The sequence below is a fragment of the Microcoleus sp. M2_D5 genome (genome assembly GCF_036701935.1).
Classification (GTDB): Bacteria; Cyanobacteriota; Cyanobacteriia; order Cyanobacteriales; family Microcoleaceae; genus Microcoleus.
Genome location: NZ_JAUBRP010000161.1, coordinates 1 through 1804, shown reverse-complemented (window position 1 = coordinate 1804; position 1804 = coordinate 1). Strand labels below are relative to the sequence as shown.

Annotated in this window: 1 protein-coding gene; it reads left to right on the top strand. The window is 40.4% G+C overall.

Annotated features, from left to right (window positions below; genetic code table 11):
* The first annotated feature begins 388 nt into the window (after positions 1 to 388).
* Positions 389 to 1491 (top strand): IS630 family transposase gene (locus tag QUA50_RS29155; RefSeq protein WP_333433681.1). Its coding sequence is split into 2 segments (ribosomal slippage): positions 389 to 895 and positions 898 to 1491, totalling 1101 coding nucleotides; the frame shifts between segments, so codons are not numbered across the junction.
* The last annotated feature ends 313 nt before the right edge of the window (positions 1492 to 1804 follow it).

Sequence of the window (1804 nt, the reverse complement as noted above, 5' to 3'; positions counted from 1 at the left end):
TACTCCCTTCCCGTCAGAAGATTTTGTATTGGTGCGCCCGCAACGATCGCGCTGGCTCAAGAGTCAGCCCCCTCTCTGGCTAAGCAATAATACTCAGATAAATAGATAAAGTAGAAGAGCCAGCCCACTCAGAAGCGTGTACGAGCGACGTATTTATCTCATTTTAGATGTTTACGATCGACAATGCACAATATTGATTAGCTCAGTTGCTGGCCCCCAAAAGAGATTTAACAATTCCCGAGAAACCGGATTTCAAATATTTGCCAAACCTGCGAGCGCAAGCACACTACCACTCCAGCTCGATCGAGTAGAGCCAGGTATGAGCTCTACTCGTACAATGAAGATGTATAATTTAGACTGGAACTATACGCTCGCTTAACACAAAGGCATGAAAAATCGTACTCAAAGGCTACATGAAATTCAGCCAGACTGGGAGTTGTGGCAAAAGTTATACTATCAAAATCAGCAGAGCTATATCCGCCAAAGGTTATTAGCAATTAAATATTTGTGGCAAGGAAAAGCCCGACCAGAAGTTGCTCAAAAAGTGGGGTGTAGCTATGTAACTTTGACTGAATGGATAGATAAATTTTTAGAAGGTGGACTGCTGGAACTAACCAAACAAATTACGCACCAAGTACCCTCTCGTTTAAATGAGGCACAACAGATGGAACTCAAAAGAATGATTTTAGAAACCACCCCAACAGACTATGGTATAGATAGATATATTTGGACGGGGAAGATAATTAGCGAAGTGCTGGAACAAAGATGGGGTGTTTCACTCAAAGATAGCCGCATCTATGAAATTCTCGACTCACTAAAATTATCTCACCAAAAGGCACATCGGGATTACGCAAATGCTGACAAAGAACTTCAGCAAAATTTTATAGCTACCCTTAAAAAAAACTGCTAGGTTGGCAAATAGGTGAAAAAATCATTTTTTTTGACGAATTTGCTGTTTACGATCGTCCCAGCTTGTTCTATGGTTGGGCACCAAAGAATAGCAGACCGCAAATCCCGAGTAATGAACGGAAACGAAATAAGTTTAATGGGCTGATGAGCGTGGATGCCATCACAGGTGAAGAATATTTGAAATTAACTAAAGAAGCCAAAACAGAGGACATTGTTAGCTATTTTACTGAGTTATGCAGTAAGATATCCCAACAAGGGGTTCACAAATTAACAGTAATTTTAGACAACAATTCAACCCACAAGAAAAAGATGAAGAATCTGTTAAAAAACGAATTATCGGAACTGGGCATCGACTCAACCTTAGAAATAGAATTTATCCATACACCTCCTTATTCACCGGATTATAATCTGGTGGAATATATAATTCATCAGCTCAGACTTAAGCTACTACACCATCAACCATCAGGGACAACCATCGAAACGATCGCTTCAAAAATCAATCAATATTTACAAGTTAACCGTCTGCAAACTCCAGCACAAATACAAAACACGCTCGCACATATTTTGGCTCTAGCAAATTAATGCCAAAAGTAGCTAACCGAGAGAGTGTGAAAATTGTTAAATATCTTTTTTTAACCAGCGATTGCGTCAATTAATTGGCTCGCTCGATTGAGTGCTAATGCCCGAAAATTATACCAGTTCTCTAAAATGCTGCTGATGGCTGTCTACCAAGTACCCAAATACAATTAAATTCGAGCAGTACAAACTACTGTTGCATTATTATTTTGGAGAATTGGTATTACACTTCGGGGTCGAGCGCACGGTAGGGCTTCCTGACAATCAGAGCGATCGCGCGCTCCTCCAAAATGCAAAATCTTTTGGCGGGAAGGGAGTA